36 protein-coding genes are annotated in these 20,673 nt (G+C 59.9%); 24 read left to right on the top strand and 12 right to left on the bottom strand.

Features of this window, described 5'->3' with window-relative positions; translation table 11 throughout:
* Window positions 1-42: 42 nt before the first annotated feature.
* Genes Q3Y64_RS04885 through Q3Y64_RS04850 form a run of 8 tightly spaced genes read right to left on the bottom strand, consistent with a single transcriptional unit; the run spans window position 43 to window position 4,321 of the window.
* A complete protein-coding gene (locus Q3Y64_RS04885) occupies window positions 43-1,770 on the bottom strand; it encodes a YqaJ viral recombinase family protein (protein ID WP_303560320.1) in 1,728 nt (575 codons plus the stop codon).
* Window positions 1,757-2,362, bottom strand: coding sequence for a hypothetical protein (locus Q3Y64_RS04880; protein ID WP_303560319.1), 606 nt, complete (start codon window positions 2,360-2,362; stop codon window positions 1,757-1,759). The genes Q3Y64_RS04885 and Q3Y64_RS04880 overlap by 14 nt, the downstream gene beginning before the upstream one ends.
* 5 nt (window positions 2,363-2,367) lie before the next feature.
* Entirely contained in the window at window positions 2,368-3,243 is an 876-nt protein-coding gene (bet, locus tag Q3Y64_RS04875; protein ID WP_303560318.1) for a phage recombination protein Bet, read from the bottom strand.
* Window positions 3,240-3,455: a hypothetical protein gene (locus Q3Y64_RS04870; protein WP_303560317.1), complete on the bottom strand. Its 216-nt coding sequence runs from the start codon at window positions 3,453-3,455 to the stop codon at window positions 3,240-3,242. Before Q3Y64_RS04870 ends, bet begins: the two co-directional genes overlap by 4 nt.
* Window positions 3,455-3,664 (bottom strand): hypothetical protein, encoded by a 210-nt coding sequence (locus Q3Y64_RS04865; protein ID WP_303560316.1) that lies wholly within the window; start codon window positions 3,662-3,664, stop codon window positions 3,455-3,457. Before Q3Y64_RS04865 ends, Q3Y64_RS04870 begins: the two co-directional genes overlap by 1 nt.
* Window positions 3,661-3,849 carry a hypothetical protein gene (locus Q3Y64_RS04860; RefSeq protein WP_303560315.1) on the bottom strand — a complete coding sequence of 63 codons (189 nt, stop codon included), beginning with the start codon at window positions 3,847-3,849 and terminating at the stop codon, window positions 3,661-3,663. Before Q3Y64_RS04860 ends, Q3Y64_RS04865 begins: the two co-directional genes overlap by 4 nt.
* A 1-nt stretch (window position 3,850) precedes the next feature.
* A complete protein-coding gene (locus Q3Y64_RS04855; RefSeq protein WP_303560314.1) occupies window positions 3,851-4,168 on the bottom strand; it encodes a hypothetical protein in 318 nt (105 codons plus the stop codon).
* A gap of 3 nt (window positions 4,169-4,171) precedes the next feature.
* Window positions 4,172-4,321, bottom strand: a complete 150-nt coding sequence (locus Q3Y64_RS04850; protein ID WP_303560313.1) for a hypothetical protein — start codon at window positions 4,319-4,321, stop codon at window positions 4,172-4,174.
* 161 nt (window positions 4,322-4,482) lie between these two features.
* On the opposite strand from Q3Y64_RS04850, the gene Q3Y64_RS04845 reads away from it, so the two are divergent.
* Window positions 4,483-4,719 carry a hypothetical protein gene (locus tag Q3Y64_RS04845; protein ID WP_303560312.1) on the top strand — a complete coding sequence of 79 codons (237 nt, stop codon included), beginning with the start codon at window positions 4,483-4,485 and terminating at the stop codon, window positions 4,717-4,719.
* Window positions 4,720-4,762: 43 nt separating this feature from the next.
* Here Q3Y64_RS04845 and Q3Y64_RS04840 read toward each other — a convergent pair whose 3' ends face one another.
* Window positions 4,763-5,065, bottom strand: coding sequence for a hypothetical protein (locus Q3Y64_RS04840; protein ID WP_303560311.1), 303 nt, complete (start codon window positions 5,063-5,065; stop codon window positions 4,763-4,765).
* Window positions 5,066-5,109: 44 nt separating this feature from the next.
* Window positions 5,110-5,349, bottom strand: a complete 240-nt coding sequence (locus Q3Y64_RS04835) for a hypothetical protein (protein ID WP_303560310.1) — start codon at window positions 5,347-5,349, stop codon at window positions 5,110-5,112.
* 190 nt (window positions 5,350-5,539) lie between these two features.
* Between Q3Y64_RS04835 and Q3Y64_RS04830 the strand changes: the two genes are divergently transcribed.
* A complete protein-coding gene (locus tag Q3Y64_RS04830) occupies window positions 5,540-5,785 on the top strand; it encodes a hypothetical protein (RefSeq protein WP_303560309.1) in 246 nt (81 codons plus the stop codon).
* On the opposite strand, the gene Q3Y64_RS04825 is transcribed toward Q3Y64_RS04830, so the two are convergent.
* Both Q3Y64_RS04825 and Q3Y64_RS04820 read right to left on the bottom strand, forming a co-directional pair.
* Entirely contained in the window at window positions 5,786-6,322 is a 537-nt protein-coding gene (locus Q3Y64_RS04825; RefSeq protein ID WP_303560308.1) for a helix-turn-helix transcriptional regulator, read from the bottom strand. It lies immediately after the preceding gene.
* A gap of 262 nt (window positions 6,323-6,584) precedes the next feature.
* Window positions 6,585-6,827, bottom strand: coding sequence for a hypothetical protein (locus tag Q3Y64_RS04820; RefSeq protein WP_303560307.1), 243 nt, complete (start codon window positions 6,825-6,827; stop codon window positions 6,585-6,587).
* A 119-nt stretch (window positions 6,828-6,946) separates the two neighbouring features.
* On the opposite strand from Q3Y64_RS04820, the gene Q3Y64_RS04815 reads away from it, so the two are divergent.
* From Q3Y64_RS04815 to Q3Y64_RS04715, 22 genes are all read left to right on the top strand, one after another.
* Window positions 6,947-7,330: a hypothetical protein gene (locus tag Q3Y64_RS04815; protein WP_303560306.1), complete on the top strand. Its 384-nt coding sequence runs from the start codon at window positions 6,947-6,949 to the stop codon at window positions 7,328-7,330.
* A 79-nt stretch (window positions 7,331-7,409) separates the two neighbouring features.
* The gene (locus Q3Y64_RS04810) at window positions 7,410-7,733 is read left to right on the top strand and encodes a hypothetical protein (RefSeq protein ID WP_303560305.1); all 324 of its coding nucleotides are present in this window, start codon (window positions 7,410-7,412) and stop codon (window positions 7,731-7,733) included.
* Between the two features lie 11 nt (window positions 7,734-7,744).
* Complete coding sequence (locus tag Q3Y64_RS04805; RefSeq protein ID WP_303560304.1) at window positions 7,745-7,939, top strand: hypothetical protein; 195 nt, start codon at window positions 7,745-7,747, stop codon at window positions 7,937-7,939.
* Window positions 7,936-8,250 (top strand): helix-turn-helix domain-containing protein, encoded by a 315-nt coding sequence (locus Q3Y64_RS04800; RefSeq protein ID WP_303560303.1) that lies wholly within the window; start codon window positions 7,936-7,938, stop codon window positions 8,248-8,250. The genes Q3Y64_RS04805 and Q3Y64_RS04800 overlap by 4 nt, the downstream gene beginning before the upstream one ends.
* 10 nt (window positions 8,251-8,260) lie before the next feature.
* A complete protein-coding gene (locus Q3Y64_RS04795) occupies window positions 8,261-8,503 on the top strand; it encodes an HNH endonuclease (protein ID WP_303560302.1) in 243 nt (80 codons plus the stop codon).
* The gene (locus Q3Y64_RS04790) at window positions 8,496-9,452 is read left to right on the top strand and encodes a hypothetical protein (protein WP_303560301.1); all 957 of its coding nucleotides are present in this window, start codon (window positions 8,496-8,498) and stop codon (window positions 9,450-9,452) included. The genes Q3Y64_RS04795 and Q3Y64_RS04790 overlap by 8 nt, the downstream gene beginning before the upstream one ends.
* Window positions 9,453-9,478: 26 nt before the next feature.
* Window positions 9,479-10,132: a hypothetical protein gene (locus Q3Y64_RS04785; protein WP_303560300.1), complete on the top strand. Its 654-nt coding sequence runs from the start codon at window positions 9,479-9,481 to the stop codon at window positions 10,130-10,132.
* The gene (locus Q3Y64_RS04780) at window positions 10,129-10,644 is read left to right on the top strand and encodes a hypothetical protein (protein WP_303560299.1); all 516 of its coding nucleotides are present in this window, start codon (window positions 10,129-10,131) and stop codon (window positions 10,642-10,644) included. Before Q3Y64_RS04785 ends, Q3Y64_RS04780 begins: the two co-directional genes overlap by 4 nt.
* Window positions 10,644-10,880, top strand: a complete 237-nt coding sequence (locus Q3Y64_RS19485; RefSeq protein ID WP_368506640.1) for an ArsR family transcriptional regulator — start codon at window positions 10,644-10,646, stop codon at window positions 10,878-10,880. The genes Q3Y64_RS04780 and Q3Y64_RS19485 overlap by 1 nt, the downstream gene beginning before the upstream one ends.
* Entirely contained in the window at window positions 10,873-11,070 is a 198-nt protein-coding gene (locus Q3Y64_RS04775; protein ID WP_303560298.1) for a hypothetical protein, read from the top strand. Before Q3Y64_RS19485 ends, Q3Y64_RS04775 begins: the two co-directional genes overlap by 8 nt.
* Complete coding sequence (locus Q3Y64_RS04770) at window positions 11,067-11,240, top strand: hypothetical protein (protein WP_303560297.1); 174 nt, start codon at window positions 11,067-11,069, stop codon at window positions 11,238-11,240. Before Q3Y64_RS04775 ends, Q3Y64_RS04770 begins: the two co-directional genes overlap by 4 nt.
* 47 nt (window positions 11,241-11,287) lie before the next feature.
* The gene (locus Q3Y64_RS04765; RefSeq protein ID WP_303560296.1) at window positions 11,288-11,710 is read left to right on the top strand and encodes a hypothetical protein; all 423 of its coding nucleotides are present in this window, start codon (window positions 11,288-11,290) and stop codon (window positions 11,708-11,710) included.
* Between the two features lie 649 nt (window positions 11,711-12,359).
* Window positions 12,360-12,758, top strand: coding sequence for a hypothetical protein (locus tag Q3Y64_RS04760; RefSeq protein ID WP_303560295.1), 399 nt, complete (start codon window positions 12,360-12,362; stop codon window positions 12,756-12,758).
* On the top strand, window positions 12,755-13,207 hold the full coding sequence (locus tag Q3Y64_RS04755) for a RusA family crossover junction endodeoxyribonuclease (RefSeq protein ID WP_303560294.1): 453 nt from the start codon (window positions 12,755-12,757) through the stop codon (window positions 13,205-13,207). Before Q3Y64_RS04760 ends, Q3Y64_RS04755 begins: the two co-directional genes overlap by 4 nt.
* 527 nt (window positions 13,208-13,734) lie before the next feature.
* A complete protein-coding gene (locus tag Q3Y64_RS04750; protein ID WP_303560293.1) occupies window positions 13,735-14,082 on the top strand; it encodes a hypothetical protein in 348 nt (115 codons plus the stop codon).
* A 179-nt stretch (window positions 14,083-14,261) separates the two neighbouring features.
* Window positions 14,262-14,546, top strand: a complete 285-nt coding sequence (locus Q3Y64_RS04745) for a hypothetical protein (RefSeq protein ID WP_303560292.1) — start codon at window positions 14,262-14,264, stop codon at window positions 14,544-14,546.
* The gene (locus tag Q3Y64_RS04740) at window positions 14,540-15,109 is read left to right on the top strand and encodes a terminase small subunit (RefSeq protein WP_303560291.1); all 570 of its coding nucleotides are present in this window, start codon (window positions 14,540-14,542) and stop codon (window positions 15,107-15,109) included. Before Q3Y64_RS04745 ends, Q3Y64_RS04740 begins: the two co-directional genes overlap by 7 nt.
* Window positions 15,090-16,622, top strand: a complete 1,533-nt coding sequence (locus Q3Y64_RS04735; RefSeq protein WP_303560290.1) for a hypothetical protein — start codon at window positions 15,090-15,092, stop codon at window positions 16,620-16,622. Before Q3Y64_RS04740 ends, Q3Y64_RS04735 begins: the two co-directional genes overlap by 20 nt.
* A 57-nt stretch (window positions 16,623-16,679) precedes the next feature.
* Window positions 16,680-17,120 carry a hypothetical protein gene (locus Q3Y64_RS04730; RefSeq protein WP_303560289.1) on the top strand — a complete coding sequence of 147 codons (441 nt, stop codon included), beginning with the start codon at window positions 16,680-16,682 and terminating at the stop codon, window positions 17,118-17,120.
* Window positions 17,117-19,495 (top strand): hypothetical protein, encoded by a 2,379-nt coding sequence (locus Q3Y64_RS04725; protein ID WP_303560288.1) that lies wholly within the window; start codon window positions 17,117-17,119, stop codon window positions 19,493-19,495. Before Q3Y64_RS04730 ends, Q3Y64_RS04725 begins: the two co-directional genes overlap by 4 nt.
* Window positions 19,492-20,430: a hypothetical protein gene (locus Q3Y64_RS04720; protein WP_303560287.1), complete on the top strand. Its 939-nt coding sequence runs from the start codon at window positions 19,492-19,494 to the stop codon at window positions 20,428-20,430. The genes Q3Y64_RS04725 and Q3Y64_RS04720 overlap by 4 nt, the downstream gene beginning before the upstream one ends.
* Before the next feature lie 3 nt (window positions 20,431-20,433).
* Window positions 20,434-20,643 carry a carbon storage regulator gene (locus Q3Y64_RS04715; protein ID WP_303560286.1) on the top strand — a complete coding sequence of 70 codons (210 nt, stop codon included), beginning with the start codon at window positions 20,434-20,436 and terminating at the stop codon, window positions 20,641-20,643.
* Window positions 20,644-20,673: the final 30 nt, after the last annotated feature.

Genomic DNA, 20,673 nt, shown 5'->3' with positions numbered 1-20,673 from the left:
TCGCGTCAGCTCTGGCCATGCGCATGCTGTGGTGTTTCGTGCTCATGCCGCCTCCTGCTCAACGTAGTCAGCCTTGGCCAGCACGTACGCGGCGATGGCGTTGCAGATCGCGCGGAAGTCTGCTTCGTGATACAGGTACGCGGCGCGATCCTTGGTGCCTTCAAAGCCAAGCTGGTGCAGGAAGTCGCGCGATACTGCGAAGCCAAGCCGGGTAGCGATCTTGCCCAGCGAGAGGGTAGGGGCGCCGCGCTTGGCGACGGGCTCAATGTTCGGAGCTGCGGCCGGAATGTTCGGAGCTGCCGGGGTAATGTTCGAAGGCCCGACGAGTGCGGCCATCGTTTCAGCAGATAGCTTAGGAAGATCTGGCTTTGCCTGAATTTCAGCCTTGGCATTTTCGATCTGTTCCTGTGCCAGCTTGTCGCGCGCCTCTTTCTCGGCTTTGGCCTGCTCTTCGGCGCGGATGCGTTCGATCTTCGCGGCTTCGGCGGCCTGGTGGTCGGCAATGCGCTGCTTGACGGTGAGGGCGACAAACTCGGCATCCTTCAGCGCGAGCGTGCGGCGATCTGCGAACAGGGCGGCATGCTCCGGGTGCGCTTCGATGGCGGCCATGTTTGCGGCGATCTTCTGGCTTTGGCCGGTTGCATCGATCTTGGCGCGGGCGAGCTCTGTATCCACGGCATTTTGGATGCTGGCCATCGGGTCTCTGCCTTTTCCAAGCCCTTTGATTGCGCCACCGAAGTCTCCGGTAATCGTCGGCATATACTCGGCGCAGGGCAGGGCGGCAACGAATGCGGCCAGATCCTTCTGTCCCTTCTGCACGATGGCCTGCTTGCGGTTCTCCTTCTCGGCCTTAACCAGCTTTTCCAGCGCCAGGCGATTGCTGCGGGCAAGATCGCGCAGCGTGGCCTTGAGCATGCGCATTTCATCCACGCAGGAGACTTGCGCCAGCGCCGCAGCTTCGGCTGCGTCGAGGGCTTCTTCTGCTTTGGTCAGCGTCTTGATGGCCGACTCGCATACGGCGAACTCTTCATCGGTGGCCGGCTTGGTCGGGGTGCGATCAAGGAAACTGCGCAGGGCTTCGCCGAACTTCTGCAGGTTGTCGGTGATCGCCAGCGAGCCAGTGACTTGCACGAACACTGACGGGAGGCCTTCGACCGGCGCGGCAGCAACAGGCGCGGGCTGGGCCTGCGGCTCGTAGGCGGCAAGGTCGGCAGCGAACTGATGCCAGCCGGCCAGCACGGCGGCGCGGCGCTCTGGCTTCGATTCGTACCAGATGTGTGCGCAGTTGTTCTCCGTGCCGTCGCTGCACATGAACAGGCAGCACGTAGCACCGGACACAATGAATTGGTGCTCAACCTGCGGCCAATGGGTGTCCGGCAGATCGTCGTGCTCGCTCAGGTAGTCTGCCAGCCATCCGGCGTAGAGCTTGTGCTCAAAAGCAACATCCTCTGCCATGGTCAGGCCGTCGAACGATGCCAGAAGCGGAAGACCTTCAACTTCTGCGCGGCCGGTGCAGGGGTAAAGCTCTTCGCCAATGAAGCGCTCGGCGATCGGGCGGGCGTTGGCTTCGGCGGCGTGGCCGCGATCAAACAGCGCTTGCGTGGCCGGGGCAACGTCTTCAGCAATGCCGGACTTCTTCATCGCCAGCAGGTCGGTGCGGGTTTGGTATTTGCTGAGACCAAGAGCAGCAGGAGCCTCAGATGCGCAAAAGTGACGCAATCTGATATTGATCCAATCGCTTGACCCTTGTTTGGTATTAATTACGTCCATTTGAAGAACTCCTTTTTAGTCTTTTGCGAAGACCGGACTCCGTTATCCCGATCTCTCTTGCAGCAATTGCAATTGTTTGCGGCTTGCCGTTTATTTCAGTTATTCGGTTATTTCGCTTGTTGTTCGCCTGCTCTACTTTTGTTGCCCATCTGCAGTTTTCTGGCGAGTAATTCCCATTTACATCTATTCTGTCCAGCGAGTGTGTGTCCGTAGGGCGTGGCCCCATGTCTTCAAAAAAAGACAAAAACGAATCCATCCATGCTTCGCAAATTGTTATTCCGCGCCCTCCGTACTTGTCATAGGCGAAGCTGTTTTTGTTTGTACATCTGCGCTTCATAGACAGCCACGCACGATGTTCAGCAGTTCCTGTCTTCTTGTGACTTGACGTTGCATTAACTTTTCTTGCCTTCGCGCACTGTCTGCATTCAGTTATTCCGCCTCGTCTTACTTCTCCACCAGATGCAACAAATTCAGTTCCGCATTCGCAAACAACATTCCACAATAGCCCTCGGCTTTTTTCTTTTCCGCAGATTGAAATAGCGGTAAGTCTTCCGAATTTCTCCCCTGCCATTTGTTTTACGTGTGCGGCCACTCCGATTACTCCTGATCCATCGCAGCAACAAAATCGGCGTGGTCGGCCATGTCGCTTGCGGGTTGTTGTTCGGTGGTGTGCGGCTTGATCGAGCGGATCACGGCTTGCTGCGCGGCGCTCAGCGTGTAGCGGGTGTTGATTTTGGCGATCATGTTTTCTGCGCTGAACTTGCCTTCGTCGGCCGCCTTCTGCCATGCGGGCAGGTTCTGCTTTAGCTGATCTTCCGAGTAGTCCGGCAGAACAACCTCGGCGACTTGTGCGTGGGCCGGCTCGGCCTGCGGCTGGTATTCCTTGCCTTCCATTTCCTCGGCGGTCGGCTGGCTGCCGATTTCAGGGAATGCCTTGCGCAGCGCCTGGGCTTCGGCGCACTTGGCGATCTGGCCGTAGGGGCGCTTCTTCCACATTGCATTCGGGGCTTCGGAGTCCTTGCCCGCCGTCGCGTAGTTTTCCTTCCAGTATTCAACTGCGGGGAAATCAACAATGATCCCGTTCGGAAGCAGGCGGCGAACCGTCACCTTGCACCACTTCGGGTAGGTCATTTCGATGCCGCCGACCTTCTCGGTAACGTCCGGCCCGAACTCGGGTTCGCTCATGCCGGCATACTCGCCAGAGCGGGCGGCCTGGGTGCGATACAGGCCGACGCCGGGCATGATCACGTCGCGCATGCTCTTGCTGTTCTTGTCCCACATCGGGACGATATGGACGGGCTTCTGCATCGGGTCGAGCTGGGCGGCGCGGCAGTAGGCCACAACCATCTTGATGCTCGGCATGGCGGCGCCGGGGTACAGGCTGGTCTGCAGGACGTGTGCAAGATCCTGCTCGTCCATCATCAGCGCCGGGATGGCGCTGGCCGTTTGTGGCGCAATTGCGAGGTTGCTCATTTGCGGATCTCCTGATTTGCGAACATGCCTTCGGCGTCGTCGCAGGTTTTGTTGATCAGGTCGGCCAGCTGGCGGGCCTGGTAAAGATTGAAATTTCCCAACAGCAGGAACAGACGGCCGTTCCTGGCTTCGATCACGATCTGCGGGTCGATGCCGGGGTTTTCGATCCGGCATTCCGTCAGCCAGTTGTCCAGGCCCTTGACCGGTTCCATCAGATCGCTCCGACCGTGCGCAGGGTGTTGAGGGTGTCGTTCTGGAAGTCTTCGGCCAGAACGCGATACGCGACGTGCAGCTGGCGGATCGCGTCTTGAAGAAGGCCGGCGCCTTCAACGTGGCGGCTGGTGCGGGCCTTGATCAGAGCCTCTTGTGCGAGGGCGATCAGGCGCAGGGCTTCGGCGTTGTTTTCGATGGTCTTGGTCATTTCAGTGCAGTGGCTGTGGTGAGTTGCGGGGATGCGCAATCGCTCATGTGCGTTTGTGCGTAGTTGCGCAGGTGTTCGTTTTCGCGCTCGAGCTTCAGGATGGTTTCGGCATCAACATCCAGCGTTCCAGCAATGCCGAAGCACAGGAACAGGAAGGCGATGACTGCGGCGGATTTGGCGTCCATGTCAGTGGGCCTTTCCGGCTTTCCATGCAGCGATGGATTCCCAATAGCCTTTGCTCAGTCCGTCGAGATAGGCGGCGACAAGCTCAGGCGCATTGCGGGACAGATCCAGAATGGCGCGGGCATGGGCCTCGCCGGTAGCGCTGGCGAAGGTTTCATGCAGCGCTTCGGCAAAGTTCGCAGGGGTATTCGGGTTGCACTCGCCGCGCAGCAGGGAGACTTCTTCAGCTTCGCGTGCGTCGGCGGCATGGTCGGCGTCGATCTGGCTGCGCTCGTAGGCGGCCAGGGTGGCAGCGAAGTTGCAGGGGATCATGTTTGCCATGGCTCAGGCCCCCATAAGCAAAACGATGGATTCGGCAGCTGCGCCTTCGCTGCGGTATTCGGCCGGGATGTCGCCACGCTCTGCGCACTCGCGCATTTCTGCGCCGGCTGCTGCCAGTTCGCGGAGGATGGTTGCTACTGCGTCGTTGCTCATGTGTCGCCCCTTTTGTTGTTTCGTGTGTCGCTGCGTGTTTCGTTGTGCTGCGTCCATGGGCTGAACTATACGAAAGCGTATAACGCATGTCAATACGCAAACGCATAATTTTTAACAGGACAATGCGTTTCCGTTGAACGGCTTATTTACTTGGTGATTCCATGGATCGGATCGACCCTTACACTTTCACCGATGGCGCGGGAGAGGGCTTCTTTGTCCTCGGGGTGATCCTGCTGCTGATCCTTGTAGATGCCTATAAGAAGGGCTTGCGTCGATTCCTGATCACGCTCGGAGTGATGGCAGCTATCGGGGCGGGTGTCGTGGCGTCGCCAGCGTTCGGGCTGGTTGTCATCGGCCTGGCTTTGGCGCTGTTCCTGCTGGTGTTCCTGATGGCGTAAAAAAACCGCCCGGAGGCGGTTTGGTGCGTTGATGGAAGTCCGATCAGCGGTCGTAGGGGTTTCGGTAGGGCTGGTATGGGTTCGGCGCCGGGGTGCCGTAGTTCGGCTGGCGCTGCGATGGCGTGTGCGTCGAGCCGTAGTCGGGCGAGCGCGTGCCGGCCTGCCCGGTGTAGGGATTGGTGTTGCCGCGCGTGCTGTAGTTGTCCAGCGTGGTGTTGTTCGGCGTACTGCGGTAGCTTGGGGCAACATAGGTGCCGTCCTGGCGGACGTAGCCGCTGGTCAGCTTGTCGGCAAGGGCAGGGCCGGCCGTGAGCGCCAAAGCAATGATTGCTGCGATCTTTTTCATGATTTCCCCTTGTGTGTTGCTGTTGAGTGTGGCGCTTACCTGATTTACCACGAGAGGCGCTGCAGGATCGACAGCGCCGCGCGCTTGGTCAGTTGCTTGTCGCGGGTCGGTGCGCCGCCTGCCATCTGCATGATGATGTCGCCGCCCAAGGTCATGGCGATCACGATGCCATCGGCGCCGCCAGACTCCGCAATCATGCTGGCTTGCTCCAGGCAGTTGATAACGTCGCCCACGTCATCGACGTGCGCTTGATGTTTCCTGAACAGCGGTACGACGGCGCCCATGATTTATTACACCGACAAACAATGGAACGCAAATGTTAGCGCGCGACATGCTCAAATCCCGTATGCCCTTTTGGGCAGACCTGCGGCCGATTTGTGATCTGCATCACATCTGGCAAATTTAACAATGGTTTGCCCTGATGTGGTGCGCGGGCTGCTATCGTCAAGCCTGCCCTTTTGTGCGTGTCTTTTTGTGGCTTGTCCGTGTTGCCCGCTCCCTGATGATGATCAGACCCTGCCCGCCGATGCCGTTGAAACGCTGGATCTGGCGCGCAAGCTCGCCCATGCGGCGCGCTCCGGCGTTGCTGGCGGCGCGGTAGTGGTGGTGATGCTGCCGGACGGACATGTGGCCGGGGTGCTGCAGGCCGGCGAGGTTACGCGCGAGCCAGGCGCCGTGGGGCGGGCTGCGACGGAGATCCTTTCGCACCTCTCCTGGTGATCAGGCTTTTTTGCGCGACTTTGCTGGCGCTGCGCCAGGCAGCTGCTTGTGGTCGATGAATACGCCCGGGATGTCGGCGGCGGTCAGGCGCTTCGGCAGCCATACTGTAGCTTGCGGGCGGCGCTTGGGCGCAAAAGTGCCGGCCTTTTCAAGTTCCGCCTGTAGCCGGGCTTCGAGATCCGATCGGGTAGGGTAGGCGAGTGCATCGATTGGCAAGCGCGCAAGTGCCAGCACTGTTTCAAGTGCCGCCATGATTTCACGGACGGTCATCGCGGGTGGCGTGGCCGCAATCGGCATGGCGTCCGGACGTTCCTGCGTCGTCCCTGCCGCTGCCGGCACTGCGCCTTTATATAGGTCGTCCGTCGACACCCCCAAGGACTTCGCGAGCTTCTCTACGGTGGAGCGACGAGGATCTGCTGACGTTCCGTTGAGTATCCGGTGGATGGTCGGCTGTGGCACGCGCGATTTGCCCGCAAGAGAATTCGGATTCTCTTTGCGCAACAACATGGCGGCCCGTAAGTTTTCCTTGAGCGACATGCGCGGATTATGCGCTGTCGAATTATGCGAAGGGGTATTGCTTCCGCAATGCGTTTGCGTATAATCAAGGCATGATCTCAACACAGCAAGTCATCCGCGCTCTGATGGAAAAAGGCTGGTCGCAGTGTGCAATCGCTCGCGCAACCGGAATTCCGCAACCCCGTCTGTCTCGCTGGGCGTCGAACATAGGCGTCGAGTCGGCTGACGATGGCATACGCCTCCTGAAGTTGCTTGAGTCGAACAAGCGCCAGAAGAGGGCCGCTTAATGAACCGGCCGGGTCAGATCCGCTACGTGGTCGCGCAGTTGCGCAATGGCGCGCTGGGTTCCCAGTGTGGGAAGGCGAGCAGCGAGCAACACATCGAGCTCCGCGATCAGTGCAGAGCCGACGCCTGGGTCGCGTTGAACCAGTACGGCCAGCAGCATCTGCAAGCCAATGTCGAAGGCCAGAGCCGCCTCTCCGAAACTCAGAGCAGCGGGCGCGTTGTCATGCGTAACGCTGTTCATCCGTTTGTCTCCTCCGCCCATGGTGTGGGCTTTCGTGCCGGGCTGCCTGCAAGCGCCCCGGCATTTTTTTGAACTGAAGTCAGGGAGCTTGTAACGCCATGAGAGCGGAAACCTTGGGAGTGCGCGCCATGCGTAGCGGAACCACGAATGCGGGCGGGAAGCTCACTGAAGAACTGAAAACCATGTGCGCCGAGCCGCTGAAGAACGCCGTCTCGTCGCTGGCTGTTTCGTCTGGTCGCCCGGTGCGCGAAAGCATGCGGGTGATGCTGGAAATGCAGTGTTTCGGCCGCTTGTACGCGGTGCGCTCTGCCGCTACCGGAACCGAGGCTGATCCGTTTGAGGCCCCTGTTGTGGATGTGGATGACGCCATCCGCGCGCTGGCCTGCATGAGCGGGCTCAGCACTCAGGAGTACATCCGCCAGGCGTTGATCGAGCATGCGTTCGGGCTTGTTCATGCTCAAAGGATGGCACAGGCCGCTCCAGGCTCGAAAGGCGCGGAATAGGGGCTTGAATCGGGGTTTTGCCCGTGCCTGCACTTTCAAACAGACCTACCGAATGACGACACCTAAAGGCATCCCGAGCATGTTTGAACAATTGATGGGCCTCGCTGCGGAAGCGGCGAACGGCCAGCAAAACCGCCGCTGGATCGGCCAGATCCGTGGGCCCGGTGTTGTTCAGGGCTCTGCGACAGATGAGTGCCTGAAGGTGTTGCGCGCGGCCTATCCGGAAACGCTTTCTCAGGGCCAGTTGATGGCTCGCGCCGGGTTTGCCCGCGGCGCAGTGAGCTGGGCCCTGCATTACCTGCGCGGCCAATCGCTGATCAAGGAGTTCGGCGACTCGCGCAACCCGAAGTACCTGCGCTATCAGGCCGTGCCTGATGCGCCAGTGACCTACACAAACTGCTGACGGAGGCGGAAATGTTGAACTTGCTTGTGATCTGGAGCGGCTGGCTGGTGGCCATTGTCATGCTGTGTCTGTTCGCCTGGCAGATGGCGCGCCGAATTGATGCGGAGTCGGCTACCAACTATGCCTATCAGCGCCTTAACGCTGAGCTGAGCCGTCGTCCGATCTGTGACGGTCTGCGTGATCAGTTCGATCGGGAGGCAGCATGAGAATCGCTGCGCAGGACACCTCTATCCGTGCGTTCCGCGCTCACAACCTTACCGGCGCAGCTGCTGGCCAGCGCGAGAAGATCTTGAAGCACATCGAGGCCGGCGCACAGCGCGACTGGAGCATTGGCGAGTTGGCGAACGAGCTTGGCTGGCAGAAATCGACAGTCTCGGCCCGCCTGAATGAGCTGCTGGCCTGCGGCGAGCTGCAGGAGCGCCCGAAGCGCAAGGATCGCGTTTCTGGTGTGCTGATCCGCCCGGTGGCGCTGCCTGCTGTTCAGACTGACTTGTTTGCAGGGGTGCGCAATGCCTAACGGATCTGGAGTGAAAACAGCCATGAGAAGGCGTGTTTTCCATGAAGAAAACTTCACTTGCGCGAAGTGCGGAGTAGTCGGTTTTGAGAAGAAATTCCCGAAAGGCGGGTATGGCTACTACACAAATGATCCAGCCGTGTTTTTAAGCATCGATCACATAAAACCAAAGTCGCTCGGCGGAGGACATGAAAGAGAAAATCTCCGCGTTCTTTGCACGACGTGCAACACGCAAAAAGGGGTAAAAAATGCGTGACTACGGGAAGGTTTCGCCTCAGTTCTGGATAGGCAAGACTGGTAAAGAGATCCGCCGTTCAGGTGCAGAAGCTACGGTCGTGGCGATGTATCTGATGACAAGCCCGCACGCAAACATGCTTGGCCTCTATTACCTGCCGACAATGTTCGTTGCGCATGAGACAGGGCTGGGCTTGGAAGGGGCTTCTAAGGGGCTTCAAAGCTGCATCAGTGCCGGATTCTGCAAGTACGACGAGGATTCAGAAGTAGTTTTTGTGCTCGAAATGGCCTCTTACCAGATCGCTGAAGAGTTGAACGGCAAGGATCTGCGTATCAAAGGGGTGCAAAACGAGTATGACGCGCTGCCTGAAAACCCCTTCCTGCCTGAGTTTTTCGATAAATACGCAGCGGCTTTCAAGATGGAAAAAATCAGAGGGCGCGAAAGCTACTTACAAGCCCCTTGCAAGCCCCTTGTAAGCCAAGAGCAGGAACAAGAGCAGGAACAGGAGCAAGAGCAGGAAGGGTTCGGCGCAGAAAACGGTTCGGCGGTCGAATTGCTTCCCGCCGCTGCTGGCGCAGCTGCGGACCACGAAGTTGAGACTGACCCTGAAACTGTGTTGCAGGCACATTGCCGGGCGACATGGTGTGCCTATGCCGCTGCGTACTCGTCGAAGTACGGCGTCCCTCCTGTTCGCAATGCGAAGGTCAATGCGTCGATCAAGGGGCTGGTGCAGCGCATTGGTGGAGACGAAGCCCCTACCGTTGCAGCCTGGTTCGTTAATCATCCGAACGCCTACTACGCCAAGCGGATGCACGACGTTGGAAGCCTCTTGGCTGATTGCGAAAAGCTGCGCACCGAATGGGCGACAGGGCGCGTCATGACCGAAAGCAAGGCCAGGCAGTCGGACCGCAAGGGAGGGAATGCGGCCGCGCTTGACGAAGTTCTGGCGAACTTGGAGGCCGCAGCATGAGCGCGAACATAGCTAAGGCTGTTGCTGTGACGGCTGAGCTGCTTTCCACAGACCTTTCCGCTGCTGCGCTGATGGTGATGGTGTCGGATCTTTCGGCCTATCCGGAAGACGCCGTTCTTGCGGCACTCGTTCGTTGCAGACGTGAGCTGACCGGCCGCCTCTCGCTAGCGGCGATCATCGAACGCGTGCAGGGGGCGGATGGACGGCCTGGCCCGGATGAAGCGTGGGCGACGGCCATGCTTGCCGGTGACGAGCAGGAAACGGTCGTCTGGACTCAGGAAATGGCTGCGGCATACCACCAGGCGGCGCATCCGCTGTTGGTTGCTGGAGACAAAATCGGTGCGCGCATGGCGTTTCGTGAAGCCTATTCGCGCATGGTGGCAGAAGCGCAGCAGGCAGGAATCTCGCCTGCGTGGTCGGCTTCTCTTGGTGGGTGTCCGGTCAAACGCAAGGCCGCCATTGAGCGCGCTCAAGCGCGTAAGCAACTGACCGGTACTTCAGTGCGCGCGCTGTTGCCTGCAGTGAAGCACGAAGGTACAGACCCGGTTGCGGCTTTGGTCCTGAATAGCCCGGTGCGACTTGTGGCGAGCAATGGAGAAACGGTTAAGCCGCTGGTCGAGGACGCATCGGTAATCCGTGAGCGCCTTGCTCAGCTTCGCGCGAAAGTGGGGCAAGCATGAGCCTGCTTGCAATGAACCTCGGACTAAGCGCAGTCCCGTCCCGCACTCCTGAAGCCCGGGCGGCTACGCGGGTCGTTTCGGCAATGAAGCGAGATCCGTTCGATGATGACCTCGAGGTTGATCCATCAGTCCTCTGCCGGCTGCTGTGCGCGCTTCAGATGGCTGGTCAGCCTTCATCAAGAACCGTTTTGCGCGACATCGGCGGGCTGGACTACAGAACGGCCTGCTCTGGAGTGCTGGTACTCAAGCGCTTGAGGATCATCAGCGACAGCTACCCCAAAGGACCCAAGCGTCAGCTCTGGAGTTTTTCAAATGGAATCGACTTGCTCGTGCTGCCAAACGAGCAGCACGTACAACCTTCGGTGCGTGAATTGCTGCGCGCGGCTCGTGAGCTCTACCAGGCCAAACAAGCAGCTTGCGGCAAGCGTGCTGGAGGCGATAGCCAGGTTCAAGGAAAGCCCGAGCAGGGCGGACATCTTGGCGGTACTTGCTCAGATGTGAGGGCTGCGTGATGGACGGCCGAATTGAACGCGGAATTCGAACCCGCAATCAGGTGCTGAACGTGCTCAGGCTGAAGCCATGCACGCTGACCGAGATTCGGAAGCACTTGCGGGGGCTGAGCAAAAGCCAGATCCGCGCTCACGTATGCGCGCTGGACAAGAGCGGATTGGTGCGGCCGGTGAGCATCGAGCGTAGGCGCTACGTGCGTGGGATCAAACCGATCGTATGGGGGGCTTCGCATGCTTGATGTTCAGAACGTCCCCGGCATTCACGGGCTGCGCAAATCCGCAGAGGCGCATCCGCTGAGTAACGCGCTTGCGCAGCGCACGCCTGCCGCCACAAAACTTGCTGCCGCCAAGGCCTACCTCGCTGAAATTGGCGGAGCCAGGCCGGGCGTGCTTGATCGTTGGCTTGAAAACAAGGAGAGCACGAAATGATGTGGCTGAAGAACAAGATCCGCAACCTGAAATTCGCGCTCGGCTGCCGCTGGGTGACATCCGAGGGCTTTGCGGTGGTGCAGATGGTCGAACGCGCCGGGACTGAATATCTGGTGGCAAACGATGGTTCGCTGCTGCGCATTGGCGGGAAAGTGAAGGTGCGCAAATGAACAGAGCCACCCGCCGTGCCGCTGCAAAGGGCCGCGAAACCCGGTTTGTGAAGAAGGCCCCACCAAGCCTGCTGTTCTGCAGCCAGCTCAAGGAAATGCTGCTGGCCGAGCATTCGGCCGTGCTGGCGTTCCGCAGCGGCTGGGCCGACTCCTGCCACTTCGACATGCTGCTTGAGTGCCTGATGATGATGCAGTTTGCGGCCAACGACCCGGTGAAAGACGCGCCGGACACGAACGCGCTGAACGTTTGCCAGTTTGCATCCTCCGCGCTGCTCAACATCCGCGACCGCTACGACGACAAGAAGAAGCTGGGCGCGACCGGTGATGAGCTCAGGGCCCTGGATTTGCTGGTGGAAACGTCGGCCGACTTCTGGCCGCGCCAGTCAGCCAGCATCTACTTCCGGGCATACGACAAGACCGGCGACTGGAAGCGCTCCGCGCACGCCGAGGCGAACAGGGAGGCCGCATGAAACCGCACATCAAGCCGCACCTACGCAGGACGCGCGCCGGATGGGAGTGCTACTGCGGGCGTCACAAGACGATTTCCACCAATCCGCGCGACGCCTGGCGCTGCTGGAGACTGATCAGCCAGCCCGGTTTTCGTGCTCGCGCCGGGGGCTGACCATGAACCTCTGCGACGAAACCGGGAAGATCTGCTACGACTCCCATGCCCAGGCCGAGCAGCAGATCATCGTGATCCGGCGCCGGCCCGGGTACAAGCCGATGAAGGCCTATCAGTGCAAGTTCTGTAGCGGATGGCACCTGACTAGCTGCAGGACGCCGACGACTGCCCAGCAAAAGAACCGCCGGGCAGTGAAGGGCATGCGATGAAGCTGGCAGACGATCAATCCCGCTGCACGGGCCAGCCAATCGGAGGCGCGTGGCAATGTTCGCTGCGCGCAGAGTGTTTGCGCTATCAGGTGTTCAGCGAGTTCAGCCGGTCGAGAAAGGATCTGCCCGAGAAAGATCGGCCACCGCATGTGTGGCCACTGGTTTCGGTATTCATCAGATCGCCTGACGAGAATTGCGAGCATAGGATCAGCATGGAGGCTCGCAATGGGCAGGCGTGAGCGGATCCATCTACGCGTTGAGCGTGGAGCTCTTGTTCCAGCTGACCGTATGGCGACTGAGCAGCTACGGGCGCGCAGCCTGAAGCCAGGCCAGATCATCCAGGCCGAGGTTTTCAAGCTTCGCAGCCAAGGATTCAACCGGCTGGCACACCGTATTGGTGGGCTGGTTGCTGAGAACGTCGAGGCGTTCGCTGGGATGGATTCTCACAAGGCTCTGAAGCGGCTGCAGATCGAATCCGGAGTGGCCTGTGATGAAGTTGGTATTAGCGTTCCGGGATTTGGAATGTGTATCCAGAAGCTTCCCCGCTCATTCGGGTTTGAGTCGATGGATGAAGCTGAGTACCGAGAATCCGTGAAGGGCATCTGCCGATATGTAGCGTCCCGCTACTGGCCGAGCGTGAGCCCTGAGCAGGTCGAGGAAATGGCTGAAAGCTGGGTGGATGAATGACGGAAATCAAATTCACTATCCCCGGCGCGCCGGTTGGCAAGGGCCGGCCGAAGTTCGCGCGGCGCGGCAAGTTCGTGCAGGCCTACACGCCCGAGAAAACCGCCAGCTACGAAAGCCTGGTGAAGCTGGTCGCCTCGCAGGCGATGGACGGGCGCCCACCGCTGGATGTGGCCGCGTCGGTGTGGATCGAGATTTACATCACGCCGCCCGCGAGCTGGAGCAAGAAGAAGCGCGACCTTGCCTTGCGCGGTGGCGTTATGCCGACCGGTAAGCCGGATCTGGATAACGTGGCCAAGGCCATCCTTGATGCGTGTAACGGCATCGCGCTGACCGACGATGCGCTGGCTTGCTGCCTGAGCGTGAGCAAGGAATACCGGGAGGTTGCGCAAACGGTGGTGACCATCAACCCGCGTGCATTGTTTGAACATCCGTTTGTGGAGGCAGCATGAGCTCCACCGCCCGCCCGTCAAAGATTGTGCCGCGCCATGGTGACGAGGCGCCAACAGCAAGGCCAGCCAAGCCGAAGAGAAACGGAAGTGCAGCCGGCGCTCGCCATATGGGGCTGATCGCGGCGAGGCCGTGCGTGCTGTGCGAGTTGCTCGGGACTCCGCAAGCAGGGAAGACCGACGTCCATCATATTCGGAACGGCGCTGGCGCCGGGCAGCGGAACAGCGACTTCCTGACGATCCCGTTGTGCCACGAGGCGTGCCATCAAGGGCCGCAGGGGGTTCATGGGGATCGTTCAAGGCTGCGGCTTGCCGGTGTGACGGAGCTTGATCTGCTGGCTATTACAATTTCAAGGTTGAGGATTTCGGCGTGAAAGGCGACTGGTACCAACAAAGGTTCAACCCAAACGTCAGGCTGATCGAAATCAGCTGCGCAGTCTGCGGCAGATCATACTGGCTCCCGCCGAGCAAAGCCGGGAAGTACCTGACGTGCGGGCGCTGGTGATGGCTGGAAAACTGGAGGTGGCGAAATGAACAACCTTGACCGACTTATGAACCTTGCTTCTGGAATCGCAAGTTATTCCCGCGAGCAAAGCGTGCTTATTAGACTGCTGCGAAAGCGGGGTAGTTTCAGCGAGCGCGAGTTCGATGCATGGTTTCGAGGCAGGGAGTGGCGCCGGCCTGTGCGGCTTCAAAGTATTACCGGAGACACCTTGCTCCTTGGTGCTGGGATCAACGGAGGGTCTTTATGGGCCCAAACATTGGAGCTTTTGCAGAGCATGGTCATTCTTGGGATGGTGGATGCGAAAAAGAATGAAGAGACAGGGCTGATTGTGTATCAGCTTCCCCCGCGCCGTGTATGCCACCCTGCAGGCTGACCGCAACCACCATCAAGCGAAAGGAAGCGCTGTGAATGCATATCAGTTCGTCGCCATTTGTGTGTGCCTTGGGATTGCTGGAGCGCTGTCCATTAAGGGGCGCAGCGGGTGGGGATGGTTCCTGTTTGCAGCACTTCTGTTTTCTTAATGGCTTATGCCAATAGGCAAGGATGCCGATCATGCAGTTTGCACACCCTCTCAGCGAGATAAACCCGGCCGCCAACTTTGATCCGGGCCGAAGAACCGCCGTTACTCCCTACGCCTGCCAGTCCTACACCCACGGCAAGCCCTGCCGATACGACAAGCGCCCGGCCGACGCTCAGTGCGCCGGCTGCCCGCGCAGTTCGGATCTGGACTATCTGGCGGCGCAGGGGGTGGATTGGGCGAAGCTCTTGCACGCCAGGCTGGTGAACACGTTCATTGGCGAGCTGGTTGTGATGGCCAGTGGCGTACATCCATGCTGACTCCCAAGCAGGAGAACTTCGCGCAGATTCTATTCTCAGGTCAGGTATCGAAGTCTGACGCCTATCGCGCCGCATTCCCTGGCACGAAGATGACGCCGAAGCAGATCAACGAAGAGGCGTGCAAGCTCGCAGCCAATCCAAAGATCGTCCAAAGACTTGATGAGCTGCGCAAACCCGCAATCGAGGAAGCGCAGATCGACCTGACGCGAACACTAAAGGAAGTTGGCCGCCTGGCGCTGTTCGATCCGCGCCGGCTGCTCAACGAGGACGGCACGCCGAAGCCGATCCATGAGCTTGACGACGACACCGCTGCGGCTATCTCTGGCGTGAAGGTTCGCCGCATTCGTGGAGAGGACGGCGAGACGGCAGACATCATCGAGTACAAGATTGCCGACAAGAACGCGGCACTTGACAAGCTGATGAAGCACCTGGGCGGCTACGAGAAGGACAACCGCCAGAAGGTGGATGCAGTGGCGGCGATGCTGACCGAGATTCACCGGGGCCGCGAGGGTGCTCCTGCTTTCCCGATTGTGAGCGAGCCCGATGGAGCCGGAAGCGCTTGATCCGCGCCTGAATCTGGCGCAGTGGTCCGATCCTCTCTGGCGGCTCAACAATCTCTACTGGATCAAGGACGAGAACGGGCGAGAGGTAAAGTTCCAGCTCAACCGCTCGCAGCGCAGGCTGATGGCCAGGCTGTGGCGGCGCAACATCATCCTGAAGAGCCGGCAGCAGGGTTTCAGCACGCTGATCCAGATCATGATGCTGGATATGTGCATCTTCACCCCGAACACGAACGCCGGGATCATCCTGCAGACCATGCCGGACGCGATCAAGCTGTTCCGGGAAAAGATCAAGTTTGCATACAACCGCTTGCCGCAGGCGATCCGTGACGCGGTTCCTGTGGTGACCGACAGCAAGACAGAGCTGGTGCTGGCCAACGGCTCAAGCCTGCAGGTAGCAACGTCGCTGCGCTCTGGCACCTATCAGTTCGTGCATGTGTCGGAAATGGGCAAGATCGCCCGCAAGTTCCCCGACCGCGCCGTTGAAATCGTGACCGGCACCTTCCCGACCGTGCATAAGGAGGGCTTCCTGTTTGTGGAAAGCACGGCTGAGGGCAAGGACGGTGTTTTCTTCAAGCTGGTGGGAGACGCCAGAAAGCTGCTTGAAAGGGGTACGAAATTGACCGCGCTGGATTTCCGCTTTCACTTCTTCGCCTGGCATGAGGACGACCGCAACCGGATGGACCCGGAAGGCGTCGAGATTACGGCCGAGAACAAGGCGTACTTCAAGAAGCTATACACCGATCACGGCATTGTGCTGGATGCCCAGCAGCGCGCCTGGTACGCCAAGACGAAAGCCACGCTGGACACAGCCGGCAAAGAGGATGCGATGAAGCGAGAACATCCGAGCTTTCCGGATGAAGCCTTCGAAGTCGCAGTAGAAGGACAGATCTTCGGCCGAGCCATGCAGTTCCTGCGCGCGAACAACCGAATCACGCAGGTTGCGCCGCTGCCCGAGCCGGTCAATACGATATGGGACTTGGGCCACAACGACATCAACGCGATCTGGTTCCACCAATCCGCGCCGGGCGGCGATCATCGCCTCCTCGACTACGAGGAAGGCTTTGCGCATGGGCTGGAGCACTACGTTACCGAGGTGCGCAAGCGCGGCTATCTGCTGGGTAAGTGGGTGCTGCCGCATGATGCGGAATACAAGAACGTGGTCGGCAAGAGCCCCAAGGAGCGCCTGATCGAGTTGGGCGTGCCGGCTGGCGACATCATCATTGTGCCGCGCTGCCAGACCAAGATCGGCAGTATCGAGCAGACCCGCAAGATGCTGCGCCGCTGCTGGTTTGATGCCGAGCGCTGCGCCAAGGGCATCACCCATCTGGATAACTACGTCTGGAAGTGGGACAAGGCGAACGGTTGCTGGATGCAGGAGCCTTTGCATAACGACGCATCGAACGCTTCGGATGCGATGCAGCAGTTCGGCATGGCCTGGGAGTTGTTGCCGGCAGGAGGCCACACGCCGGCCAGCAGCCAGCGCCGCCGAGGCAGATCAGCCATGGCGGCCTGATCATTCCTCGCGCCGTGTATGGCCTGATGGCGGAAATTTTCCGCAAGGGGCCAACGCATGAGCGTTTGCATCGACACCCGTAAAGCCCATCAGGTCCGCCAGCACGGCGACATTACCGCTGTCTATACCTGGGTCAATGACGAGCGCGCGCTGGTCCTGATCCCGACATTCCGCAAGGCGGGCTGGTATGTGGTGGCGGATTCGGCCGCCTACCTGTACGACGACGATCATTACCTGATGCGGGCCGCGATCAAGGCTTGCGAGGTCATGGGCTTTGGCGAGAGCCATACGACCGCCTTCAGCATCGCCAAGATCATCCACGAGGGCTTGGGTGATCTGGTGCTGATGCCGCCCGAGCCGCCCGATGCGGTGGAGGAAGCCGTCAAGAACCTGAAGCGCATCGGCGAAATGCACCTGAAGGCCGATGGAGAAATCATCGGATCGCAGGACATTACGGTCGGCGGCCAGGCTAACGAGTTCCAGGCGGTGCCGGCATGAGCGGCGTCGGAAACTTCCGCCGCGGCAACGGCTACACCGATGGCGATGCCTTCCTGTCTGGCCTGATCGATGCCGAGCGGGCAGACTTTGAGCGCCAGGTGCATCCGCTGGACACCGACGAGGCACGCGCCACGCACAAGAAACTGCTGGGATGGTGGCTGATGGAGCGCGACCGGCAGGCCGAGAACCGCCTTGAAATGGCGACGGACTGCGACTTCTACGACAACATCCAGTGGGATCAAGAGGACGCGAAAGACCTGATCGACCGCGGTCAGCTGCCGCTTGTCTATAACGAGGTCGCCCCGGTGGCCGACTGGCTGATCGGAACCGAGCGCCGGGCGCGCATCGACTGGCGTGTGATGCCCCGCACCGAGGACGATGTTCAGGCCGCAGACATCAAGACAAAGGTGCTGAAATACCTGTCCGACGTGAATCGCACGCAGTTCGTGCGATCGCAAGCGTTTGAGGATTGCGTGAAGGCCGGCATTGGTTGGATCGATACCGGCGCCCGCGATGACCCGACGCAGGAAACCGTCTATACCCGCTACGAGGACTGGCGCAATGTGCTTTGGGACTCGGCAGGAAGCTACGACCTGAGCCTGAACGATGCGCGCTATGTGTTCCGCTGGCGCTGGGTGGATGAAGATGTTGCCGCCCTGATGTTCGAAGATCGTCAGCACCTGGTCATGCAGGCCATGGAGGATCACGACGCCTACCGCACGTTCAGCGACGAAGAGCTGCTGAACATGGGCCCGACGCAGGTTATCAACACAGGCTCCGCGCTGATGCGTGGCTCCAACTACGTCGGCACAGAAGATACGCGCCGGCGCAGGGTTCGCCTGATCGAGTGCCAGTTCAAGGTTCCGGCCAGGGTCAAGATCATCGCTTCCGGCGCATTCAAAGGGGCGATGGCGCACCCGAACGATGAAGCGCTGATCCGCATGGCGATGCAGGACCGCGCAGACATCATCGATCGCGTAGTGATGCGTACCCACTTCGCCGTGATGACGGAATCCGGCCTGCTGGCGTTGTCGCCTTCGATCTACCGGCACAACCGCTACACCCTTACGCCGCTCTGGTGCTACCGCCGTGGGCGTGATCGCCTGCCGTATGGCGTGATTCGCCGCATCCGCGACGTGCAGAAGGATCTGAACAAGCGCGCCAGCAAGGCGCTGTTCCTGTTCAACACCAATCAGGTGCTCCGTGAGAAAGGGGCGATTCCAGACATCAACCGCTTCATGGACGAGCTGGGGCGTCCGGACGGCGATATGGAAGTCGAAGCCGGTGCGCTTCAGTCCAACCGCGTGCAGATCCGCCGCGACTCTGAAATGGCGAACGCCCAAGTGCAGATGATGACCATGGCCGCGCAGAAGATTCAGCGCAGCAGTGGCGTGAATGACGACAACCGCGGAATCCAGACCAACGCGGCCAGCGGCGAGGCGATCAAGGCCCGCCAGATGCAGGGAAGCGTGGTCAATACTCAGCCATTCGACAATCTGCGCCTGGCAACGCAGGTGGCTGGAGAGAAAGAACTCGCTACGGCCGAGCAGTTCATGACGCAAGAGCGCGTAGTCCGCCTGACGGGAGCAAAGGACAAGATCGAATGGCTGCGCGTGAATCAGCCTGTCGTTGATCCGGATGGCACGGTGCGCATCCTGAACGACATTTCAGCAAGCATGAGTGATTTCGTAGTGGCCGAGCAGGACTACGCCGGAACGATGCGCCAGGTGATGGCCGAAAACCTGCTGCAGCTGGCCAGCAAGCTACCGCCTGAAATGTCCATCCGGCTTTTCATCATCGCGCAGGAGTTCTCCGATCTTGCAAACAAAGACCAGATCGTTGAGGAAATGCGCAAGGTGATCGGCGAGCGCGACCCGAACAAGCCGATGACTCCGGAAGAGCAGCAGGCCGCCATGGCTGACGCTCAGGCCAAGCAGGAAGCCATGGAAATGCAGCGCCAGCAAAACATTGCGCTGCTGCAGAAAGCACAAGGCGAGGCCCGCAAGGTAATGGCAGAAGCCGCGAAGGCCGAGCAGGACACAGGCGGGCAGAACGGCAGCGAGATTGCCGCAATTCGCGCCGAGGCTGACAAGGCCATCGAGGATCTGCAGAGCCGGCTGCAGGCTACCCAGCGCGATTACGCCATTCGAATCCTGCAGGTGAAGAAGGACGCTGACGTGCGCAAGGAGATTGCGCTGATCGAGCAGGAAACCAGCCTGAAAGTTGCCGCAATGGAGCGCGAGCACGACGCGCGGCTGGTGCAGCTGCAAGGCCGAATCAATCAATTGTCCGTAGCGCTGCAAGCCGAGCGTGCAGACGCCCCGTTTAATCCCGCAACACCCGACGCCCAGGAAGGCAAGGAGAACGAAGCATGAGCACACCCGAGTACGACGAATCCCTGTTGGCCACGATGACCAAGGACGAGCGCGAAGCGTTCCTTGAGGGTCTGGATGACCCGGATATGCAGACCGCCATTGCCGATGTTGCGAATCTGAGCGACGACGAAGTGAAGGCTGCGCTGGCCGGCAAGGATGATGCCGCCGATAAGAATGACGAAGACAATGGCGGCGACGGTTCAGCCAGCGCAACCGCTGCAACTGCATCCGACGATGGCGCCCAGCCTGCATCGAATGAGCTGCCGCCTGCCGAGCCCTCCGAAACCTTTCGCCCGGTGCTGCGCGCCGAGCTGCCCGCCAACGTCGGGCAGATCAAATCCGATCTTCAGGCAAAGCAGGACGAGCTGGAGCGCAAATTCCGCGACGGCGAAATTGAGTTCGACGAATACAAGAGCCAGGACCGTGCAGTCAGCAATCAGCTGGAGCAGATCCGAGCAGCCGAGCTCAAGGCTCACATCTACGCGGATCAGCAGCAGCAAACTGCGACGCAGGAATGGCAGTTCCAAGTGCGCCAGTTCATGAAGCAGGCCAAGAGCACGGACTGCATCGACTACAACGCCGACGCTAAGCTGCAGAAGGATCTGGACTTCATGATTAAGGCGCTGGCCAACGACCCGGATAACGCCGAGCGTGACGCCGAGTTCTTCCTGGCCGAAGCCCACAAGCGCGTGCTGGCGCTGCGCGGAATTGCACCGAAGGCAGCCAAGGCGGATCCGGCAGCAGAAGCCAATCGCAGCCGCAAGCCCCCGGTGGATTCGATCCCCAAGACGGTCGGGGACCTTCCGGGCAGTAGCGATTCCGACGACGTTGGCGGTGGTGAGTTTGCACACATCGACAAACTCAGCGGCGAGAAGTATGAACAGGCGCTCGCTAAGCTGACCGACGAGCAGCGGGCACGCTACCTCGCGAGCTGATCAATGACTGAACGCGAAACCAGCTGCCTGACGCTTGATGTGAAAGCCGGCGAGTCCGTCAAGCTCGCTGGCGGCCTGATCACTATCGAAGTGTGCGAGAAAAGCGGGCGAACTGCTCGCCTTCGCGTGCATGCGCCTCGTGATGTGGCCATCGAAAAATCCAGCAATTCTGACGAGGGAGACGGGCCGGCCCTCGCGCCGTGTATGAGTTAATGGCCTTACCGCAGTGGTGCGCTGGAGTGC

Source organism: Uliginosibacterium sp. 31-12, assembly GCF_030548425.1.
In the GTDB taxonomy this organism is placed as follows: domain Bacteria; phylum Pseudomonadota; class Gammaproteobacteria; order Burkholderiales; family Rhodocyclaceae; genus Uliginosibacterium; species Uliginosibacterium aquaticum.
This window is presented reverse-complemented; position numbering and strand designations above follow the sequence as displayed.

What these genes read in the sequence shown, in the direction of transcription:
- Q3Y64_RS04800 (WP_303560303.1), top strand. Translation starts at nt 7,936, where the DNA reads ATGAGAATCGCTGCGCAGGACACCTCTATCCGTGCGTTCCGCGCTCAC.
- Q3Y64_RS19485 (WP_368506640.1), top strand. Translation starts at nt 10,644, where the DNA reads ATGGACGGCCGAATTGAACGCGGAATTCGAACCCGCAATCAGGTGCTG.
- Q3Y64_RS04755 (WP_303560294.1), top strand. Translation starts at nt 12,755, where the DNA reads ATGACGGAAATCAAATTCACTATCCCCGGCGCGCCGGTTGGCAAGGGC.
- Q3Y64_RS04835 (WP_303560310.1), bottom strand. Translation starts at nt 5,349, where the DNA reads ATGGGCGCCGTCGTACCGCTGTTCAGGAAACATCAAGCGCACGTCGAT.
- Q3Y64_RS04725 (WP_303560288.1), top strand. Translation starts at nt 17,117, where the DNA reads ATGAGCGGCGTCGGAAACTTCCGCCGCGGCAACGGCTACACCGATGGC.
- Q3Y64_RS04740 (WP_303560291.1), top strand. Translation starts at nt 14,540, where the DNA reads ATGCTGACTCCCAAGCAGGAGAACTTCGCGCAGATTCTATTCTCAGGT.
- Q3Y64_RS04840 (WP_303560311.1), bottom strand. Translation starts at nt 5,065, where the DNA reads ATGAAAAAGATCGCAGCAATCATTGCTTTGGCGCTCACGGCCGGCCCT.
- Q3Y64_RS04775 (WP_303560298.1), top strand. Translation starts at nt 10,873, where the DNA reads ATGCTTGATGTTCAGAACGTCCCCGGCATTCACGGGCTGCGCAAATCC.
- Q3Y64_RS04720 (WP_303560287.1), top strand. Translation starts at nt 19,492, where the DNA reads ATGAGCACACCCGAGTACGACGAATCCCTGTTGGCCACGATGACCAAG.
- Q3Y64_RS04885 (WP_303560320.1), bottom strand. Translation starts at nt 1,770, where the DNA reads ATGGACGTAATTAATACCAAACAAGGGTCAAGCGATTGGATCAATATC.
- Q3Y64_RS04780 (WP_303560299.1), top strand. Translation starts at nt 10,129, where the DNA reads ATGAGCCTGCTTGCAATGAACCTCGGACTAAGCGCAGTCCCGTCCCGC.
- Q3Y64_RS04870 (WP_303560317.1), bottom strand. Translation starts at nt 3,455, where the DNA reads ATGGAACCGGTCAAGGGCCTGGACAACTGGCTGACGGAATGCCGGATC.
- Q3Y64_RS04850 (WP_303560313.1), bottom strand. Translation starts at nt 4,321, where the DNA reads ATGAGCAACGACGCAGTAGCAACCATCCTCCGCGAACTGGCAGCAGCC.
- Q3Y64_RS04760 (WP_303560295.1), top strand. Translation starts at nt 12,360, where the DNA reads ATGGCGACTGAGCAGCTACGGGCGCGCAGCCTGAAGCCAGGCCAGATC.
- Q3Y64_RS04825 (WP_303560308.1), bottom strand. Translation starts at nt 6,322, where the DNA reads ATGTCGCTCAAGGAAAACTTACGGGCCGCCATGTTGTTGCGCAAAGAG.
- Q3Y64_RS04865 (WP_303560316.1), bottom strand. Translation starts at nt 3,664, where the DNA reads ATGACCAAGACCATCGAAAACAACGCCGAAGCCCTGCGCCTGATCGCC.
- Q3Y64_RS04715 (WP_303560286.1), top strand. Translation starts at nt 20,434, where the DNA reads ATGACTGAACGCGAAACCAGCTGCCTGACGCTTGATGTGAAAGCCGGC.
- Q3Y64_RS04735 (WP_303560290.1), top strand. Translation starts at nt 15,090, where the DNA reads ATGGAGCCGGAAGCGCTTGATCCGCGCCTGAATCTGGCGCAGTGGTCC.
- Q3Y64_RS04860 (WP_303560315.1), bottom strand. Translation starts at nt 3,849, where the DNA reads ATGGACGCCAAATCCGCCGCAGTCATCGCCTTCCTGTTCCTGTGCTTC.
- Q3Y64_RS04805 (WP_303560304.1), top strand. Translation starts at nt 7,745, where the DNA reads ATGTTGAACTTGCTTGTGATCTGGAGCGGCTGGCTGGTGGCCATTGTC.
- Q3Y64_RS04810 (WP_303560305.1), top strand. Translation starts at nt 7,410, where the DNA reads ATGTTTGAACAATTGATGGGCCTCGCTGCGGAAGCGGCGAACGGCCAG.
- Q3Y64_RS04845 (WP_303560312.1), top strand. Translation starts at nt 4,483, where the DNA reads ATGGATCGGATCGACCCTTACACTTTCACCGATGGCGCGGGAGAGGGC.
- Q3Y64_RS04730 (WP_303560289.1), top strand. Translation starts at nt 16,680, where the DNA reads ATGAGCGTTTGCATCGACACCCGTAAAGCCCATCAGGTCCGCCAGCAC.
- Q3Y64_RS04745 (WP_303560292.1), top strand. Translation starts at nt 14,262, where the DNA reads ATGCAGTTTGCACACCCTCTCAGCGAGATAAACCCGGCCGCCAACTTT.
- Q3Y64_RS04855 (WP_303560314.1), bottom strand. Translation starts at nt 4,168, where the DNA reads ATGGCAAACATGATCCCCTGCAACTTCGCTGCCACCCTGGCCGCCTAC.
- Q3Y64_RS04770 (WP_303560297.1), top strand. Translation starts at nt 11,067, where the DNA reads ATGATGTGGCTGAAGAACAAGATCCGCAACCTGAAATTCGCGCTCGGC.
- bet (WP_303560318.1), bottom strand. Translation starts at nt 3,243, where the DNA reads ATGAGCAACCTCGCAATTGCGCCACAAACGGCCAGCGCCATCCCGGCG.
- Q3Y64_RS04790 (WP_303560301.1), top strand. Translation starts at nt 8,496, where the DNA reads ATGCGTGACTACGGGAAGGTTTCGCCTCAGTTCTGGATAGGCAAGACT.
- Q3Y64_RS04750 (WP_303560293.1), top strand. Translation starts at nt 13,735, where the DNA reads ATGAACAACCTTGACCGACTTATGAACCTTGCTTCTGGAATCGCAAGT.
- Q3Y64_RS04820 (WP_303560307.1), bottom strand. Translation starts at nt 6,827, where the DNA reads ATGAACAGCGTTACGCATGACAACGCGCCCGCTGCTCTGAGTTTCGGA.